Genomic DNA, 17,841 nt, shown 5'->3' with positions numbered 1-17,841 from the left:
CCGGAGAGGATCTGCATGACCCGCCCGCACCGTTCCCGACCCGGCTCCCGATCCGGGGGCCCGCGCCGTACCGGCCCCGCGCCACGGGGGATCCAGGGCGACGGCCACGAGCTCGCCTCGCGGCTGCACGGTCTCGACGGGGCGAGCTACGGCGCCTACAAGGGCCTGGCCGGCCGCTGGAGCATGGACGGGTTCGAGCTGGAGATCCGCAAGGTCCAGTCCGACCCGTTCGCGCCGCCGTCGCGGCTGCGGGTGACCGTGCCGGCCACGACGGCGGACCTGCCCGGCGAACTCCACCGCACCCCGGAGCGTGCCCGCGCGCTCGGCGGCTTCCTGCTGCGGGCGCTGCGCACCGCGCTGCGCGGCACGCCGGTGACCGTCGACGCCGGCGGGCAGGAGGTCCTCGACCGCAGCGCGATCCGGATCGGCCGCGGCGGGACCGGCGACGGTGACGGGGCCGGGGACGGGGACGGATCGGTGACCGTCGAGCTCGGCGCGCCGTTCCCCGGGCACGGCCGCCGGATCGCCGGCCACGCGGCGGCCCGCACCCTGACCGGGGACCTGCCCGACGCCGTGCACCAGGCGCTGACCTGGGCGAACGCCGACCGTGATGCGGCCGTGGAGTTCGTCGAGACCGTCGAGGACTCCTGCGCCCTGCGCGCTGCGCTCCCCGGCGCCGGTCTCGTCGCGTTCGTCGCCGACGACGCCGTGCTGCCGCGGGCGTCCGGGGTGGACGACCGCCCGCTGCGTGACGGGGTCCCCTTCTCGTCCCCCGACGGCCTGCGCGTCACCCTCGACGTGCCGAACCGCGGTGCGGTGCCGGGCATGGGGGTCCCCACCGGCGTCACGCTGATCGTCGGGGGCGGCTACCACGGGAAGTCGACCCTGCTGCGGGCGCTGGAGACCGGGGTGTACGACCACGTCCCCGGCGACGGCCGGGAGCTCGTCGTCGCCCGGCGGGACGCGGTGTCGGTCCGGGCCGAGGACGAGCGTTCCGTGCAGCGGGTCGACGTGCGCGCGTTCGTGTCGGGCCTGCCGTCGGGGAAGCCGACCGCGGACTTCTCCACCGAGTCGGCGTCCGGCTCGACGTCGCAGGCCGCGTCGACGATGGAGGCACTGGAGTCCGGTGCGGACGTCCTGCTCATCGACGAGGACACCTCCGCGACGAACGTCATGATCCGCGACGCCCGGATGCGGGAGCTGATCGAGGCCGAGCCGCTGGTGCCGTTCGTGGACCGGGTCCGGCCGCTGCACCGCGGCGACGGCGTGTCGACGGTGCTGGTCATGGGCGGGTCCGGCGACTACCTGGACCGCGCCGACACGGTGGTCCTGCTGCAGGACTACCGGGTCTCCGACATCACCGCCCGGGCCCGCGACGTGGCGGGTCTGGCCCCCGAGGGCAGCGACCCGGAGTTCCCCGGCTTCGGCGCGCGGGTGTTCGACCCGCGCAGTGTCGATCCCGAGGTGCGCGGGCGCCGCAAGATCACCGCCCGCGGGCGCGGGCGGCTGACCTTCGGCGGCGACGACATCGACCTCTCGGCCGTCTCCCAGCTGGCCGACCCGTCGCAGACCACCGGCGTCGGGCTGGCGCTGGCCCACCTGGACCTCGACGGCGTCACCCTGGCCGAGGCGCTGGACCGGTTGGAGGCCGACCTGGAGCGCGGTGGGGCGGTGGCGATCGCGCACGGCTCGCTGTCCGACTTCGCGGTGCCCCGCCGGCACGAGGTCGCGGCCGCGGTGAACCGGCTGCGGGCGGCACGTGTCACGGGTCACCGCACAAACGGTCAGCTCTGACTGTTAATGTCCGTCGGGACCGTGCACCGCCGCACCGCTACCCGGAGGACGCCATGACCGATCTGCAGGGCCGCACCATCGTGATGTCGGGAGGCAGCCGCGGCATCGGGCTCGCCATCCTCACCGCCGCTGCGCGGCGCGGGGCGAACGCGGTGATCCTCGCCAAGACCGACCGGCCGGACCCGCGGCTGCCCGGCACCGTGCACACGGCCGTCGCCGAGATCGAGCAGGCCGGCGGCCGGGCGGTCGCGGTGGTCGGCGACGTCCGGGTAGAGGAGGACGTGGAGCGCGCCGTGCAGGCCGCGGTCGACACCTTCGGCGGCGTCGACGTCGTCGTGAACAACGCGAGCGCGCTCAACACCCAGGGCACCGAGGACGTCACCCCCAAGCGCTACGACCTCATGCAGTCGATCAACTCGCGCGGGACGTACCTGCTGACCCGGGCCGCGCTGCCGCAGCTGCGGAAGTCCGGTGACGCGCAGGTGCTCACCCTGTCCCCGCCGGTCAACCTGGACCCGAGGTGGCTGGGCGAGTTCCCGCCCTACATGCTGTCGAAGTACGGGATGTCGCTGCTGACGCTGGGCTGGGCGCACGAGTTCGCCGCCGACGGCATCCGCGCGAACTGCCTGTGGCCGCGCACCACGATCGCCACCGCGGCGGTCGTCAACCTGCTGGGCGGCGACGCGGCGGGGAACCGGGCCCGCAGCCCGGAGATCATGGCCGACGCGGCCGTCGCCGTGCTCACCGACGACGCGCGGCCGACCGGCCGGACCTTCGTCGACGACGAGGTGCTCGCCGCGCACGGCGTCTCCGACCTGTCCCGCTACGGCGGGGGCGACGAGCCGGACCTCGACTTCTTCGTCGAGCGGGCCTGATCGCACGGGCCGTGACCGGTTGACCCGTCCGGGTGATCGCGGGAACCGCCCGGGCCGGGCGGGCGACCACCACGACGGCGCGGGCATCCGCCCGCGACCGCCGATGCGAGGAAGAGGAGCGCCGCGTGCGTCACATCGCCACCTTCTGCGGCAGCTGCAACTGCGGCTGCCCCGAGCTCTACGTCGACGAGGCGGCCGCTCCGGACAAGCGGATCGTGATCACCGACGACTTCGGGCAGCGGGTGCAGATGAGCGTCGACCAGTTCTCCGACCTGGTCGCCTCGGCCCGTGACGGCGTCCTGGACGAGCTCGTCGGGAGCGCGACCGGGTGATCACGGCATCGGAAGGGATCCGGCCGGATGTGGCCGGATCCCTTCCCGATCCGTGATCAGGGGTCGAGCAGGGTCCCTGCCACGTCGATCAGGCGGTCGCGGAGCGGGGCGGCGCGGCCGGCGAAGGCGGACTGGGCGCGTGCGTAGTCGGCGCGGCCCTCGGGTGTCTCGATCCGCACGGGGGAGAACCCGTGGTCCGCCAGGTCGTACGGGCTCGCCCGCATGTCGAGCTCACGGACGTCCGCGGCCAGCTCGAAACAGTCCGCCACCAGCTCCGACGGCACCGCGGGGGCCAGCTTGTACGCCCACTTGTAGAGATCCATCGTGGCGTGCAGGCAGCCCGGCTGCTCCAGCTCGACCTGGGTCTCCCGGGTCGGGGTGAGGGTGTTGCGGGGCGCCGCGGGACCGGTGAAGAACCGGTAGGCGTCGTAGTGGGTGCAGCCGATCCGCATCGACTCGACGACGTCGTCCGTGCCCTTTGGGCCCAGCCGCAGCGGCACCGTGGCGCCGTGCCGGGGCCGGTCGGTCCGGTAGACCATCGCCCACTCGTGCAGGCCGAAGCAGCCCAGGCGTGGCGGCCGGGAGCGGGTCGCGGTGAGCAGCCGGTGCACGAACCCGGCCGTGGTCCGCAGCCGCTCCGGTGCGGCCGCGGGATCGAACGCCACGGCGGTGCCGCCGCCCGGGACCCGGACGTAGCCGGGCCGGTCCAGGAACTCCCCGCCGTCGGCCAGGACGACGCCGGCACCCGGGTCCCAGTGCTCCAGCAGCGCGGGCCGGTGCGAGTAGTAGGTGAACAGGAAGTCCCACACCGGGTGCGGCTCGCGACGCCGACGGCGCTCGCGGTGCGGTGCCGTCCAGGCCGACACCCGGTCACGGTGCGCCTGCGCGCGGGCCCGCCAGGAGCCGGCGTCGAGCTGCGCGCCGGTCCCGCGTCCCGCGGGGGCGCCCGTGCCGTGGCGGGCGGCGTCGGTGGTCACGCCTGCGACGGTACGTCCCGCGCGGCGACCGGCACGGGCCCGGGGCGCGCCCGGCTCAGGCCGGTGCGCCGGGGGCGTGTGTCGCGTCCCGCACGGTCCCGACGAACGCCTCCGTCACGTCCTCCATGGTCACGACGCCGACGGTGTCGCCGCGCGCGTCCACGGCCCGCGCCAGGTGCGCCCGGGCCGCCCGCAGGGACGCGAGCGCCTCGTCGAGGCGGGCCGTGACCGGCACCGGCGGCAGGCTGCGGACGCGCTGCGGCGGCACCGCGGCCGAGCCCGCGTCGGCGAGGTCCAGGACGTCCTTGACGTGCAGGTAGCCGGTCAGCCCGCCGCGGGCACCGCGGATCGGGAACCGGGAGAACCCGGTGCGCTCGACCGCCGCGGTGAGCGCGTCGACGGTCGGCGAGCTGTCCAGGCACACCAGGTCGTCCACCGCGACGACGACGTCGGCGACGGTCGCCTCCGCCGAGGACAGCGTGCGGGCGATCCGGGACGACTCCTCGTCGTCGAGCAGGCCCTCGCGGCGCGAGTCGTCGATCATCTCGGACAGCTCGCCGGGGGTGAAGGCGGTCTCCAGCTCGTCCTTCGGGGTCACGCCGAGCAGCCGCAGGGTCCCGTTCGCCATGTGGTTGAACAGGTCGATGAAGGGCCGCGCGATCGAGGTCCACACCAGGAACGGCGGGACCAGCATGATCGCCGCGCGCTCCGGCCCGGCGATCGAGATGTTCTTCGGCACCATCTCGCCGAGCAGCATGTGCGCGACGACGACCACCATCAGCGACACCACGAACGCGATCGGGTACGCCAGCGCCTGCGGGACGCCGACGGCGCCCAGCGGGCCGTCGATCAGGTGCGCCACGGCGGGCTCGCCGAGGCGCCCCAGCAGCAGCGAGGCGATCGTGATGCCCAGCTGGGAGGCGGCGAGCATCCGTGACAGGTCGTGCGAGGCGTCGAGCACCGTGCGGGCCCCGGTGGAGCCGTTCTCGGCCATCGCCTCCAGGCGGTCCTTGCGGGCCGAGATCAGCGCGAACTCGGCGGCGACGAAGAACGCGTTCGCGCCGAGCAGCGCGACCGCCGCGACCAGGGCCAGCACGTCTCCCGAGCTCATGCGGGCACCCCCTGCTCCACGGTCCGGGACACCCGGACCTCCGCCACCCGGTTGCGGTCCCGGCGCAGCACCGTCAGCCCCCAGCCGTCGACGACGAGGTCGTCGCCCACGTCCGGGATCCGGCCCAGCTCGGCCATCACCAGCCCGGCCAGGGTCTCGTACTCACCGCGCGGCATCCGGAACCCGGTCGCCTCGTCCACCTCGTCGGACCGCATCAGCCCGGACAGTGCCCACACGCCGTCACCGAGCCGCCGTACCCGGTTCTGCTCGTCCCGGTCGTGCTCGTCGCGGACGTCGCCGACGATCTCCTCGAGCAGGTCCTCCATGGTCACCAGGCCCGCCGTGCCGCCGTACTCGTCGACGACGACGGCGGTCTGCAGCCCGGCCGCCCGGAGCCGGGTCATCAACTCGTCGCCGTCCAGCGACGACGGCACCGTCACCACCGGGCGCGCCAGCTCGCGGACCGGGGTGCCCGCCCGCTCCCCGGCCGGGACGCCGAACGCCTGCTTGACGTGCACCAGCCCGAGCGGGGTGTCCGGGTCGCCGTCGATCACCGGGAACCGGGAGAACCCGGAGCGCCGGGCCAGCGCGATCAGGTCGGCCACCGTGTCGGTCGCGTCGATCGTCTCCACCCGCACCCGCGGCGTCATCAGGTCCTCGGCGACCCGGTCGGTGAACCGCAGCGACCGGTCCAGCAGCGCCGCGGTACCGGCGTCGATGCTGCCGCTCTCGGCACTGGCCCGCACCAGGGAGCTCAGCTCACCGGGGGAGCGGGCCGAGCGCAGCTCCTCGGCCGGCTCGACGCCCAGCCGTCGCACGATCGCGTTCGCGGCCCCGTTGAGGCCGGTGATCAGCCAGCGGAAGGTCCACGCGAACCCCGCCTGCAGCCACACGACGGCCCGGGCGACGCCCAGCGGGTTCGCGATCGCGAGGTTCTTCGGCACCAGCTCGCCGAACACCATCGACAGCGCGGTCGCGACGACCAGCGAGAGGACCGTCGCGACGCCCGACGCCCAGGACGTGGGCAGCCCGGTCAGCTCCAGCGGCGGGCGGAGGAGCTCGGCGATCGCGGGCTCGGCGATGTAGCCGGTGGCGAGCGTGGTGACGGTGATGCCGAGCTGGCAGCCCGAGAGCTGGAACGACAGCGTCCCGTGCGCGCGCTGCACGGACCGCGTCCGCCGGTCACCGCTCGCGGCGACGGCGGCGTCGATCCGGCTGCGCTCGAGCGCCGTGAGGGAGAACTCCGAGGCGACCGAGACCGCGGTGCCCAGTGTCAGGGCGGCCACCGCGACGAGGCCCAGCAGGGAGAGCAGGACGGTCACCGGTGTGTGCTCCTGGACGCGACGACGGGCAGCGGACACGGGGAAACGGTGCACGACGATACGACGGTCCGGAGGTGCCTGCGCGGCGGGCACTGCGAGTGATCTCACGGTCTGCCGGGCCCGTGCGGGGTCTAGGTTGGTCTGCCATGACCACGGCGATGCCGCCTCCGGCCCGCGAACCCCTGTCCGCACGCCGGGTCCTCGTGACCGGTGCCTCGGCCGGGATCGGTGAGTCGACCGCCCGGGCGCTGACGGCCCGCGGGGCGCGGGTCGCGCTGGTGGCCCGCCGGGGGGAGCGGCTCGCCGAGCTGGCCGCGGAGCTGCCCGGCGCGGTCGCCGTGCCCGCCGACCTCACCGACGACGCCGCGGCGGCCGCGGCCGTGCACACCGCCGCGGACGCGTTCGGCGGTCTCGACGCCGTGGTGAACGCCGCGGGCGTCTTCCACGGCGGCCCGGTGCTCGGCGACGAGCCGAGCACCCCGGACCAGTGGCGGCGGATGTTCGGGCTCAACGTGGTCGCGCTGCTCGTCGTGACCCGGGCCGCGGCGGAGCACCTGGAGCGGGGCACCGAGCCGGCCGTCGTCTGCGTCTCGTCGATGTCGGGACGGCGGGTGCCGAACCCTGCCGGGGCGGTGTACGCGGCGTCCAAGCACGCGGTGCACGCCGTCACCGAGGGCCTGCGGGCGGAGCTGGCGCCGCGCGGGGTGCGGGTGACCACGGTCTCGCCCGGGTTCGTCCGCACCGGGATCGTCGACGGGTGGCCCGACGGTGCGCTGCGGGACCGCTACACCGAGCGGCTGGCCACGGTCGGGCTGGACCCGGCCGTCGTCGCCGACGGGATCGTGCACGTGCTCGCGAGTCCCGCCCAGGTCGTCGAGTACGCGCTGACCTCGGTGACGCAGTGACGGCCGCCGCACACTACGGGGGCCGCAGGCCGTCGGGGCTGGCCAAGGGCAGCGCGTCGCCGTTCGTCGACTTCGACCGGGCGTCGTGGGCCCAGCTGGCGTCGTCGACCCGGGTGCCGCTGTCGGCGGAGGAGCTGGACCAGCTGCGCAGCTTCGGCGACTTCGTCGACCTCGACGAGGTCCGCGAGGTCTACCTGCCGCTGTCGCGGCTGCTCAACCTGCACGTCGAGGAGGGCGGCCGGCTCTACCGGGCCTACCGCCGGTTCCTGGGGGCGGGCGGCGCCCGCACCCCGTTCGTCATCGGTGTCGCGGGGTCGGTGGCCGTCGGCAAGTCGACGACGGCCCGCCTGCTGCGCCTGCTGCTCGCCCGCTCGCCCGAGCACCCCAACGTGCAGCTGGTCACCACCGACGGGTTCCTCTACCCGACCGCCGAGCTCGACCGGCGCGGGCTGATGGAGCGCAAGGGCTTCCCGGAGTCCTACGACCGGCGCAAGCTGCTCCGGTTCGTCTCGGAGATCAAGGGGGGCCGGCCCGAGGTCACGGCCCCGGTGTACTCGCACCTGACCTACGACATCGTCCCGGACGAGGAGCTGGTCGTCCGCAGCCCGGACATCCTGATCATCGAGGGCCTGAACGTGCTGCAGCCCGCGGTGGCGGGTGCGCTGACCGTGTCGGACTTCATCGACTTCTCGGTCTACGTCGACGCCGCCACCGCCGACGTGCGGCGCTGGTACGTGGAACGGTTCCTGCGGCTGCGGGAGACCGCCTTCCGGGACCCGCAGTCGTTCTTCCGGCGCTACGCCGAGCTCGACCACGACGCCGCGGTCGCCCGGGCCGAGACGATCTGGGCGTCGATCAACGCGCCCAACCTGGAGCAGAACATCCTGCCGACCCGGTCGCGGGCCAGCCTCGTGCTGACCAAGGGCGCCGGGCACGACGTCAAGCGGATCCGGCTGCGCAAGCTCTGACCAGGGCGTCGGTGCAGGCGACGACGTTCGCCGCGGAGCAGGTCTCGTCGGTGACGTGGGCGAGTGCCGGGTCGCCGGGGCCGTACACGAGCACGGCGCAGTCGCCGCCGGGCCCGCCCAGCGTCCCGGCGAGCACCGAGGCGTCGGTGAAGTAGGACGCGAACTCCGGCGCGCCGCTGTGCCCGAGCCGCTCCGCGACCGCGGCCGCCCGGGGATCGGCCGGGTCGGTGGCGACCGCGGGGAGGTCGATCAGGACGTCGATCTCCGGCGCGGTGCCCGGCCGGACGGGGGCCGCGGCGAGCGCGTCCCGGGCCAGCGCGGCGACGGCGTCGCGGGCGGTGCCGGCGTCGAACCCGGGGACCAGCCGCAGGTCGAGCTCCAGCTCCGCCCGGTCCGGGACGAGATTGGGCTGGCTGCCCGCGCGCAGCACGCCGGGATTGCAGGTGACCGCCCCGTGGGTGTCGCTGACCGGCCAGCCAGCGCCGGCGCCGTGGTCGTGCACCGCCGCCGCCACCCGGCCGAGCGCCACCAGCGCGTTCTCGCCCAGCTCCGGGCGGGAGCCGTGGGCGCTCACCCCGGCCTGCCGCAGGCGCAGCCACAGCACGCCCTTGTGGCCGTGCAGGACCCGGTTCGACGTCGGCTCCGCGACCACCAGAAGCGGCGACGGTTCCAGGCCGTCGAGCGTGCGGGCACCGTCGCAGCCGGTCTCCTCGCCGAAGGTGAACACCAGCTGCAACGGGACGTCCGGGGCGCTGCGCAGCGCCGCGACGGTGATCGCGGCGACGCCGGCCTTCATGTCGGTGCTGCCGCGGCCGCGCAGCCTGCCGTCGACGACGTCGCCGGCGTGCGGGTCGAACGACCAGCCCGCCGGGTCGGCGGGGACGGTGTCGAGGTGCCCGGTGAGCGTCGTCGGCGGGCGGCCCGCGCCGCGGCGGGCGACGAGGTTCGCGCGGCCCGGCTCCGGCTCGTGCAGACGGACGTCGAAACCGCCGTCGTCGAGGAGGTCGGCGAGCAGGTCGGCGGCGGCGCGCTCGCCGCCGCCGTGGGTGTCCAGGGCCACCAGGCGGCCGGCGAGATCGACGGGATCGGGCACGGGGAACCTCCGTTCGCGGGAACACCGACTGTGACACGTGACGGGGCCGATGCCATTGCTCATGGATTGTTTGGCACCATGTCCGGATGGGTGGGAACTCCGGCGCCGGCAACTCCGGCGCTGCGGCGGTGAGCAGCAGGTTCGAGACCCCGGACGACGAGGTCGCGTCCCGGCTGCGGCTGGCCGTCGGCCGGCTGAACCGGCGGATCCGTATCGACGGCACCGAGTCGCTGCCGCCGTTGCAGCTCTCCGCACTGGTCACGGTGGAGAAGGACGGCCCGTTGCGGCTCTCCGAGCTCGCCCGCCGGGAGGGCGTGACGGCACCGACGATGTCGCGGGTCCTGTCCGCCCTCGACGACCAGGGCATGGTCCGGCGGGCACCCGATCCCGGCGACGCGCGCGGCGTGCTCGTCTCGGTGAGCGACGAGGGCCGCGCGAAGCTGCGGGAGGTCCGCAACGAGCGCACCGCCCTCATCGCGCGGCGGCTCGACCGCCTCGACGCCGACCAGCGGGCCGCCCTGGAGGCGGCCCTGCCGGCGCTCGAGGCGCTCATCGTCTGCGACGACGAGGAGTAGGGGTCAGGCCGGCTCGCCGTCGACCGTCACCCTGATCTCGGACCCGTCGTCACGGGGGCCGTCGGTGACGCTGAGCAGCCCGGCGATCCGGGCCGACTCGGGCAGCGGGTCGGGATAGACCCAGAACGCGTCGGCCAGCGTGGTCGCGGGCGGCAGCAGGGCGTCGCGGTAGGCCGCCTCGCCCTTGTACGGGCACCGCGTGCGGGTCTCCGAGGGCGCCAGCTCGACCGTCACGTCCCCGGCCGGCAGGTACCAGCGGTTGCGCAGCCCCGTCTCGGACAGCACGAACGGCGCGTGGGACTCGGCGAGCACCGTCGTCAGGCCGTCCGGCGCGACGTGCGTGACGACGACGTGGCGGTGCGTGGGACGCACGTCGACCCGGGTGTAGGGGTCGGTGAGGTGGGCGAAGACCTGCTCGTCCTCGTCGTACCAGGCGTCGGCCGCGCTCCAGTACAGGGCGACCAGCCCGTGCAGCCACGGGGCCGCGGCGACCGGTTCCGGGTAGGTCCAGACCGCGTTCTCCCGGACCGTGTCGCCGACCCGCAGCGAGCGGTAGGTCGCGTCGCCCTTGAACGGGCAGTGCGTGGTGTGGTCGCTCGGGACCAGCACGGAGGTGTCGACGTCGTCCTCGGGCACGTAGAGCACCGGGAGCAGGTTCGACTCGTGCACCAGGTACCCGCGCCGGGTGTCGAGCACGGTCCGGCCGGCGACCTCGGCCCGGACCCGGCGCGGGAACGGGTGCATCAGCAGTTTGTGCGGCGGGCCGTCGATCGCGTAGTTCACCGTCGCCGGTGCGTACGACGACAGCGGGCCGTCGGTGCGGGTGAGTCCCACGGGTGCCCTCCTCCGGAGCTCGACTCAGGGAGCGGTGGTCCGGTTCCACCGAACCAGAGCTCCCCGGGGCGGGCCAGCGGAGGTGCGCGGGGCTACACCGCCAGGTCGATGTCGTAGTCGCGGATCCAGGTGTTCAGGTCGATGATGCGCTCCAGCTGCATCCGGCTGCCCATCGAGTTCTGCTCGTGGGTCGCCGCGGAGTCCAGCCGCCGCTGCACCGCCGCACGGTCCACCAGCGGCGCGACGGGGGCGTCGTCACCCTCGGCCAGGATCGACGAGACCTGGTCGCGCAGCGACTTCTCGTACCCGGCGTCCTGGGTGGAGGGGTAGGGGCTCTTCACCCGCTGCACGACGGACTCGGGCAGCAGGTCCTTCGTCGCGTGCCGCAGCAGCGACTTCTCGCGGCCGTCGAAGGTCTTCTGCGACCACGGCGTGCCGAACACGTACTCGACGAGCCGGTGGTCGCAGAACGGCACCCGCACCTCGAGCCCGACCGCCATGCTCATCCGGTCCTTGCGGTCGAGGAGCACGGGCAGCCACCGGGTGAGGTAGAGGTAGCAGATCTCGCGCATCCGGCGCTCGTGCGGATCGTCCGCCGCCTTCCCGGTGAGCTCCGGGACCTCCGAGAGCGCCGTCCGGTACTGGTCGTCGACGTAGCCGGGCACGTCGAGCTTGTTCCACAGGCTGCGGTCGAACAGGCCGGGATCGTGGTGGTCCTGGTTCATCATCCGGCCGGCCAGCCAGGGGAAGGTGTCGGCGGCGACGGTCTCCGGGTCGTGGAAGTCGCGGTACCCGCCGAACACCTCGTCGGCGGACTCCCCGGAGAGCGCGACCGTCGACTCCTTCCGGATCGCGGAGAACAGCAGGTACAGCGAGGAGTCCATGTCGCCGATGCCGGCCGGGAGGTCGCGCGCGTGCAGTGCGGCCCGGCGCACCGCCGGGTCCATCATGTCCTCGGTCTGCAGGACGATGTCGCGGTGGTCGGTGCCGACGAACTCGGCGACCTCGTGCACGAAGGGCGTGTCGGGCGTGCCGCGTGCGTCGTCGGCGACGAAGTTCTCGGCGTAGCCGGCGAAGTCGACGGCGAACGAGCGGACGGTGCCGTCGACGTGCTTCGCGGCCAGCGCGGTCAGCGCCGACGAGTCGAGTCCGCCGGAGAGCAGCGTGCACAGCGGGACGTCGGCGTAGAGCTGGCGCAGCGCGGTGTCCTCGAGCAGCTCCCGGACGTTCCCGACGGTGGTGTCGACGTCGTCGGTGTGACCGGTGTCGGTGAGCTGCCAGTAGCGCTCCTCCCTGTACCCGTCACGGCCGATCCGGACGACGCAGCCGGGCGGCACCTCCCGCATGCCGCGGAACACGGCGTTCGACGGGTCGGAGACGAACGCCAGCGCGCGGCGCAGGCCGTCGGCGTCGACGGTCCGGTCGGCCTCGGCGTTGGCCAGGATCGCCTTCGGCTCGGAGCCGAACAGCACCCCGTGCGGGGTGGGGTAGTAGTAGAGCGGCTTGATGCCGAGCCGGTCGCGGACCAGCACGAGCTCCTGGGTGCCGGAGTCCCAGAGCGCGTAGGCGAACATCCCGTTCAGCCGGCGCGCGACGGCGGACGGGTCCCGCCGTCCCCACTCGCGGTGGGCGCGGAGCACGACCTCGGTGTCGCTGGACGTGCGGAACCGGTGCCCGGCGGCGGCGAGCTCCTCGCGCAGCTCCCGGAAGTTGTAGGTCTCGCCGGAGTAGACGATGTGCAGCCCGGGGGCGTCACCCTCGTCGAGGCTCATCGGCTGGCGGCCGCCCTCGATGTCGATGACGGCGAGGCGCCGGTGACAGAGCGCGGCCGGCCCCTGCGCCCAGACGCCCTGCTGGTCCGGTCCGCGGCAGGCCATCGTGTCGTTCATGGCGGCGAGGGTGCGGACGTGCTCGTCCGCACCCAGGTCGTGCCGGTAGTCGATCCAGCCGCAGATTCCGCACACGGGCGCGCTCCTCACTTCTGATGAAACCGGAACAAGATCCAACACATCGATTGCAACGCTAATCATTGCGGCGCGCAACACCGGCGTAACACGGAAGATCCCGTGGTGTCCGTTCCCCGGTGCAATGACCTGCGACGACGTCGTGGAGCGGTCCCCGTCACACCCGGACGGCGCAGCGTGCCGGTGCCCGGGGCCGCCAACCTTTCGATCGGCTTACGTGATTGCGATGCCGAATGTTGCGGTCCGCAACGTGTGTACCATGCGAAACATGACCGAAAGTCCGATTGGCCCGATTGACGGTGACGTGGCCGGCGGCGGGGTCGCCACGGCCGAACGCGACGACCTGGAGGGCGCGCTGCGCCCGGCGAGCACGGGTGCCGCCGAGGCGTCGCTGGAGTCCCTGGAGAAGCAGATCACCCTGCTGGTGCGTCGCACCATGGAGTCCGTGTGGGCGCACGGCTACGGCGCGAACGACGCCGTCGACCGCTACACGTACCCCGTCCTCATGCTGCTCGACGACGAGGGTGCCCTCTCGCTGACCGCCCTCACCGGCAAGCTCGGTGTCAGCAAGCCCACCGCGAGCCGCCAGGTCTCCCGGCTGTCCCGGGCCGGGCTGGTCGACGTGTCCCCGCACGAGCGCGACCCGCGTTCGGTGAGCGTCGCACTGACCCCGGCCGGGGAGGCCGCCCGCGAGGAGGTCCGCGCGGCCCGGCTGGCGCCGCTGCGGGAGGTCATCGCGCACTGGCCGCAGGCCGACCGGGACGGGCTCGCCGGGCTGCTGGACCGGTTCAACACCGACCTGGACCTGTTCCTGCGCTGATCCCGCCCCGGTCCACCCGCCCGGCGACGACGGCGGCGGGACCCGATGCGCGCCACGGCCCGCCACCCGGGTGATGCCATAGTGGGGGAGCCCGGCCGGCCCGGCCGGGCCGGCGGATCGGCGGACGAGGGGGGTTGCGGGCGTGGACGCGCTGGTGGCACTCGTCGCCGGGCTGCTGAGCGGCATCCGGGGCCTCGGGATCCCGGACACCTGCCCCGGTGACTGGGCGTGGTCGGTCACCGCACTCGGTGTCCTGACCGGGCTGCTCCCGACCGCCGGCGCCGCGACCGTCGCCGTGCTGCGCCGCCGGATCGGGTCCGGGTCGTCGTCGGGGTACAGCGGCGCCGAGTCCGTGCTGATCGGCGGGATCGGCGTCCTCGCCGCCGGCCTGCTGCCGCTGGCCGTCTTCGTCGGCGCGGGCGGGGTGTTCGCACAGGCGACCCAGGGGGTCCCCGCGGTGCCCGGGCTGTCCGCCCAGGTCACCGACTCCATCCGGGTCACCACCTGCGACCTCGTCGGCACCCAGAGCAGCTACCTCGGCCGGGGCAGCGTCGCGGGGTCGATCGGCGGCGGCGACGTCGTCACCTCGGTGACCGCGATCGTGCTGCTCGGCCTGGTGCCGCTGCTCGCCGTCGTGCTCGTCGCGGTGCAGGCCCGCACGGCGCTGCGCCGCGGGCCGCGCTGGCCCGCCAAGTTCTTCTGGCTCCCGCTGTTCGCGCTGGTCGTGCTGACCGCGACGGTCCCCGCCGGGACGGCCGAGCACCTGTGGGTCGGCATCCTCGGCGGGAGTCTCGCCGGGGTGCTGGTCGTACCGATGTTCCCGGCGCCGTCGCGGGCCAGGATCGAGCGGGTCCGGGCCGGCCGCGACGCGGCGCCCGCCGCACGGGCCGTCCCCGCCGCCCCGACGGGCTCGTCGCGAGGCGGGGCCACGGCCGCCGGCTCGTCGCGGGCGGGGCGCGGCCCCGGGGAGCCACGGGGCAGCGGGGTGAGCGCCACCCCGAGCGTCGCCGAACGGCTCGCCGGCCGGTTCGCCCAGCGCGAGCCGGAGCACCCCGTCGACTTCTCCGGCCGGTCCGCCGCGGCCGCGCCCGGAGCGCCGTCGTCGTTGCCGCAGGCGGCGCCCTACGCCGGGTTCGGGTCGCTGCCCGCCCCGGCCGGTTCCCGGCCGCCGTCCGGGTACGCGGGGCCCCCGGGTGCGCCGCCGCCCGGTGCGTACGCCCCCGGCGGGCCGGGGCGCCCGCCTACCGGGCCCGCCGCGCACCCGGCCGCGGGGCCGATGCGGCCGCAGGCGCCGTCGGGCGGGCCGTTCCCGCCGCCGGGGCCGCCGCGGCGCCCGACGCTCGTGGCGCCGGTGCCGGGAGGCCCCGGCCGCGCCCCGCGGTTCCGGCTGATGAAGCGCCTCGGTGCCGGGGGGTTCGGTGGCGTCTGGCTGGCCCACGACGCGAAGCTCGGCCACACGGTCGCCGTGAAGTCCGCGCACGCCGCCGACCCCGAGACCGAGGAGCGGATCCGCCGGGAGGCCGCCGCGCTCGGGTCGATGCGGCACCCGTGCTGCGTGGAGATCTACGACCTGCTGCACGCGTCGTCGGACCCCGGCCTCCAGGGCATGGACGGCCTCGTGATCGTGATGCAGTACGTCGACGGCATGTCGCTCGGACAGCTGGTGGCCGAGCGGGGCACGGTCGACGACGTCTCCGCGGCCCGGATCTGGACCGGGGTGGCGGGCGCGCTGGACACCGCGCACCGGTCCGGGGTGCTGCACCGCGACCTCAAGCCCGGCAACATCGTCGTCGACCCGCACGGTCACCCGCACCTGATCGACTTCGGGATCGCCCGCAAGCAGGGCGACTCGACGCTGACCCAGACCGGCTACGTGCTCGGCACCCCCGACTACCTCGCCCCGGAGACGGCGGCGGGCAAGCCCGCGTCCCCGGCGTCGGACGGCTGGCAGCTGGCCGCCGCGGTCTCCTTCGCGCTGAGCGGGGCACCCCCGCGGGGCGAGTCGAGCGACGCCGTCGCCGGGCTCCGTGCCGCCGCGGCCGGGGGGAAGCTGACCCACCTGCCGTCGCGGACGGCGCACCTGTCGCTGCTCAAGCAGGCGTTGCGCACCGAGCCGCAGCGGCGTCCCGAGCTGCGGGCGGTGCAGGCGAAGCTGGACGGCTGGCTGCAGCGCCAGGGCTACCGCGCCGACGGGCCCGTCACGGCGGTGTTCGACCGGCAGTGACCCGGCGGGCCGGGCCCGGTGGTGTCTCGACCGGCCGGGCGCGCTCGGGCACCATTCCCGTCATGACGGGGGACGACGGGCAGGGCCGGGACGGGCAGGACACCGGGAGCGAGCAGCACTCCGGTGCGGTCGCCTCCGCCGGCAGCGTCGGGACCTCCGGCAGCGTCGCCGTCGCGGGCAGCGTCGACACCGGGGGGAGCGTCGCGGTGGCGGGCAGCGTCGCGACCGCCGGCAGCGTCGGCGTCGTCCGGAGCGCAGCCACCGCGGGCAGCGTCGCCGTGGCCGGGAGCGCGGCGACCGCCGGCAGCGTCGCGGTGGCGGGCAGCGTGGCCACGGCCGGGAGCGTCGCGGTGGCCGGCAGCGCCGGGACCGGCGGGAGCGCCGGGATCGTGGCGAGCGTCCTCACCCTGCTCGGGGTCGGGCTCCGGCGGTGCGTGGCGACCCTGGCCTGCGTGAACTGCACGCGGTGCGTGGCCTGCGTCGCCTGTGTGGACTGCGTGGACTGTGTCGGGTGCGTCGGCTGCGTCGGTCTCCGCGGGGCCGTCGGGCAGCGGGGCGTCCGCGCCTGACCGGCGACCCGTCAGAGCCAGGCGTCGGCGAAGAGCGTCCCGGCGAGACCGAGCCCCGCGACGGCGATCCCGATCCGCATCAGCCGTGCCGGGAGCCGCCGGGCGACGGCGGGGCCGATCCTGCCGCCGGCGACGAGGCCGAGCGCGAGCGCCGGCACCGCGGCCCACGCGACGTCCCCGAACAACGCGAACCCGACGGCCGCCACCGCGTTCGCCGCCCAGGTCAGCACGTTCTTCAGGGCGTTGGCGCGCAGCAGCGTCGCCCCCGGCAGCGACGCCAGCAGCGCCAGCATCAGCACGCCGGCGGCGGCGCCGAAGTAGCCGCCGTACACCGCGACCGCGAACACGCCGACCGTGACGCCTCGCCCGGGGGTCCGGGTGGAGTCCGGCCGCGGGGGCACGAGGAGCAGGACCGCGGCGCCGGCGACGAGGAACGGCACGATCCGTTCGAACCCGCCCTCCGGGGTCGCCAGCAGCAGGGCGGCACCGGTGGCGCCACCGAGCAGGGCCGGGAGCACCCACCGGCGGACCTGCGGGCCCGCGCCGCGCAGCTCGGGCCGCGAGCCGGCCACCGCCCCCGCACCCTGGAAGAGCAGGCACACCGTGTTGGTGACGTTGGCGGTCGTCGCGGGCAGGCCGACCGCGAGCAGCGCCGGGTAGGAGAACAGCGAGGCCAGACCGGCCACGGCACCGCTCAGGCCGGCGGCGAACCCGGCCACGAACAGCAGGGCGAGCTCCGGTGCGGTCACCGGCCGGGGAGGGGGAGCGGGAGATCGATGGCGATGCACACGACCCTACCCAGGGCGCACCGTCCGGACCCCGGACGTCCGACCGGGTGACACGCAGGTCACAATCACGCCGTGGGTGGGCGGCGCACGGCGCGACTGCAGGTGAGCGGGGTGCTCGCCGGCCTGCTCGTGCTCCTGGGCGCGTGCGGTGCGCCTGCTGCCGCACCCCCGGTGTCCCCGGCCCGGTCCACGCCCGCCGCCGCGCCGGCCACGGAGGAGCCCCCCACGACGGTTCCGACGGAGCCACCGGCGACCGGGCCGGTGCGGCCCTGCACCGGCGACGGTCTCGACGTCTCGGCCACCCCGCCCCGCACCGACGACGGCGGCACCCTCTCCGAGATCGTGTTCCGCAACACCGGCTCCGCGCCCTGCGTGCTGCGCGGCTACCCGGGCGTGTCGTTCGTGGCCGGGAACGAGGGCACCCCCGTCGGCCCGCGGGCCTCCGTCGAGGGGCCGCGCGCCGAGGTCCGGCTCGAGCCCGGCCGGGCCGCCACCTCCGCGCTGCGGGTCCGCGACACCGACCGCTACCCGGCCGCGGTGTGCGTGCCCGCCGAGGCCCGCGGGCTCCGGGTGCACCCGCCCGGCGGCAGCGGGGGGACGTTCGTGCCCCGGGCCGGCCGCGTCTGCTCCGGCGAGCCCCACCGGCCCCAGGTCACCGTGGAGTCGGTCGTCGCCCGCTGACGGCCGTGC

At 75.1% G+C, this 17,841-nt stretch carries 17 protein-coding genes; 10 read left to right on the top strand and 7 right to left on the bottom strand.

Annotated features, from left to right (window positions below; all coding sequences use genetic code 11):
* The first annotated feature begins 15 nt into the window (after positions 1-15).
* The 3 genes from PP1_RS02410 to PP1_RS02400 all read left to right on the top strand — a co-directional run bounded on the left by PP1_RS02410 (position 16) and on the right by PP1_RS02400 (position 3,001).
* Entirely contained in the window at positions 16-1,794 is a 1,779-nt protein-coding gene (locus tag PP1_RS02410) for an ABC-ATPase domain-containing protein (protein ID WP_010232675.1), read from the top strand.
* 53 nt (positions 1,795-1,847) lie between these two features.
* Positions 1,848-2,669: an SDR family oxidoreductase gene (locus PP1_RS02405; protein ID WP_010232677.1), complete on the top strand. Its 822-nt coding sequence runs from the start codon at positions 1,848-1,850 to the stop codon at positions 2,667-2,669.
* 125 nt (positions 2,670-2,794) lie between these two features.
* Positions 2,795-3,001: a hypothetical protein gene (locus PP1_RS02400; RefSeq protein ID WP_010232679.1), complete on the top strand. Its 207-nt coding sequence runs from the start codon at positions 2,795-2,797 to the stop codon at positions 2,999-3,001.
* Positions 3,002-3,057: 56 nt separating this feature from the next.
* Here PP1_RS02400 and PP1_RS02395 read toward each other — a convergent pair whose 3' ends face one another.
* The 3 genes from PP1_RS02395 to PP1_RS02385 all read right to left on the bottom strand — a co-directional run bounded on the left by PP1_RS02395 (position 3,058) and on the right by PP1_RS02385 (position 6,411).
* Complete coding sequence (locus PP1_RS02395; protein WP_075315066.1) at positions 3,058-3,867, bottom strand: 3-methyladenine DNA glycosylase; 810 nt, start codon at positions 3,865-3,867, stop codon at positions 3,058-3,060.
* A gap of 166 nt (positions 3,868-4,033) precedes the next feature.
* Complete coding sequence (locus tag PP1_RS02390; RefSeq protein ID WP_075314212.1) at positions 4,034-5,089, bottom strand: hemolysin family protein; 1,056 nt, start codon at positions 5,087-5,089, stop codon at positions 4,034-4,036.
* Positions 5,086-6,411, bottom strand: a complete 1,326-nt coding sequence (locus tag PP1_RS02385) for a hemolysin family protein (RefSeq protein WP_075314213.1) — start codon at positions 6,409-6,411, stop codon at positions 5,086-5,088. Before PP1_RS02385 ends, PP1_RS02390 begins: the two co-directional genes overlap by 4 nt.
* A gap of 146 nt (positions 6,412-6,557) precedes the next feature.
* Between PP1_RS02385 and PP1_RS02380 the strand changes: the two genes are divergently transcribed.
* Positions 6,558-7,316 carry an SDR family oxidoreductase gene (locus tag PP1_RS02380; RefSeq protein WP_212592105.1) on the top strand — a complete coding sequence of 253 codons (759 nt, stop codon included), beginning with the start codon at positions 6,558-6,560 and terminating at the stop codon, positions 7,314-7,316.
* Positions 7,313-8,284 carry a type I pantothenate kinase gene (gene coaA / locus PP1_RS02375; protein WP_010240706.1) on the top strand — a complete coding sequence of 324 codons (972 nt, stop codon included), beginning with the start codon at positions 7,313-7,315 and terminating at the stop codon, positions 8,282-8,284. Before PP1_RS02380 ends, coaA begins: the two co-directional genes overlap by 4 nt.
* On the opposite strand, the gene PP1_RS02370 is transcribed toward coaA, so the two are convergent.
* Positions 8,256-9,377: a M20/M25/M40 family metallo-hydrolase gene (locus PP1_RS02370; RefSeq protein WP_010240707.1), complete on the bottom strand. Its 1,122-nt coding sequence runs from the start codon at positions 9,375-9,377 to the stop codon at positions 8,256-8,258. The two genes, coaA and PP1_RS02370, sit on opposite strands and share 29 nt — an antisense overlap.
* Before the next feature lie 86 nt (positions 9,378-9,463).
* On the opposite strand from PP1_RS02370, the gene PP1_RS02365 reads away from it, so the two are divergent.
* Positions 9,464-9,952 carry a MarR family winged helix-turn-helix transcriptional regulator gene (locus PP1_RS02365; protein ID WP_010240708.1) on the top strand — a complete coding sequence of 163 codons (489 nt, stop codon included), beginning with the start codon at positions 9,464-9,466 and terminating at the stop codon, positions 9,950-9,952.
* A 3-nt stretch (positions 9,953-9,955) separates the two neighbouring features.
* On the opposite strand, the gene PP1_RS02360 is transcribed toward PP1_RS02365, so the two are convergent.
* A complete protein-coding gene (locus PP1_RS02360) occupies positions 9,956-10,786 on the bottom strand; it encodes a DUF427 domain-containing protein (protein WP_010240709.1) in 831 nt (276 codons plus the stop codon).
* A gap of 92 nt (positions 10,787-10,878) precedes the next feature.
* Positions 10,879-12,750, bottom strand: coding sequence for an asparagine synthase (glutamine-hydrolyzing) (asnB, locus tag PP1_RS02355; RefSeq protein WP_010240710.1), 1,872 nt, complete (start codon positions 12,748-12,750; stop codon positions 10,879-10,881).
* A gap of 268 nt (positions 12,751-13,018) precedes the next feature.
* On the opposite strand from asnB, the gene PP1_RS02350 reads away from it, so the two are divergent.
* The 3 genes from PP1_RS02350 to PP1_RS02340 all read left to right on the top strand — a co-directional run bounded on the left by PP1_RS02350 (position 13,019) and on the right by PP1_RS02340 (position 16,363).
* Entirely contained in the window at positions 13,019-13,570 is a 552-nt protein-coding gene (locus PP1_RS02350) for a MarR family winged helix-turn-helix transcriptional regulator (RefSeq protein ID WP_168172293.1), read from the top strand.
* Between the two features lie 142 nt (positions 13,571-13,712).
* Entirely contained in the window at positions 13,713-15,794 is a 2,082-nt protein-coding gene (locus tag PP1_RS02345) for a serine/threonine-protein kinase (protein ID WP_075314214.1), read from the top strand.
* Between the two features lie 62 nt (positions 15,795-15,856).
* A complete protein-coding gene (locus tag PP1_RS02340; protein ID WP_212592106.1) occupies positions 15,857-16,363 on the top strand; it encodes a hypothetical protein in 507 nt (168 codons plus the stop codon).
* Between the two features lie 11 nt (positions 16,364-16,374).
* Here the strand turns inward: PP1_RS02340 and PP1_RS02335 are convergent, their stop codons facing one another.
* Entirely contained in the window at positions 16,375-17,112 is a 738-nt protein-coding gene (locus tag PP1_RS02335) for a sulfite exporter TauE/SafE family protein (protein ID WP_010238051.1), read from the bottom strand.
* 111 nt (positions 17,113-17,223) lie between these two features.
* Here PP1_RS02335 and PP1_RS02330 point away from each other — a divergent pair, with 111 nt between their 5' ends.
* Entirely contained in the window at positions 17,224-17,832 is a 609-nt protein-coding gene (locus PP1_RS02330; protein WP_139323872.1) for a DUF4232 domain-containing protein, read from the top strand.
* The last annotated feature ends 9 nt before the right edge of the window (positions 17,833-17,841 follow it).

The sequence above is a fragment of the Pseudonocardia sp. P1 genome, assembly GCF_000178675.2.
Classification (GTDB): domain Bacteria; phylum Actinomycetota; class Actinomycetes; order Mycobacteriales; family Pseudonocardiaceae; genus Pseudonocardia.
This window is presented reverse-complemented; position numbering and strand designations above follow the sequence as displayed.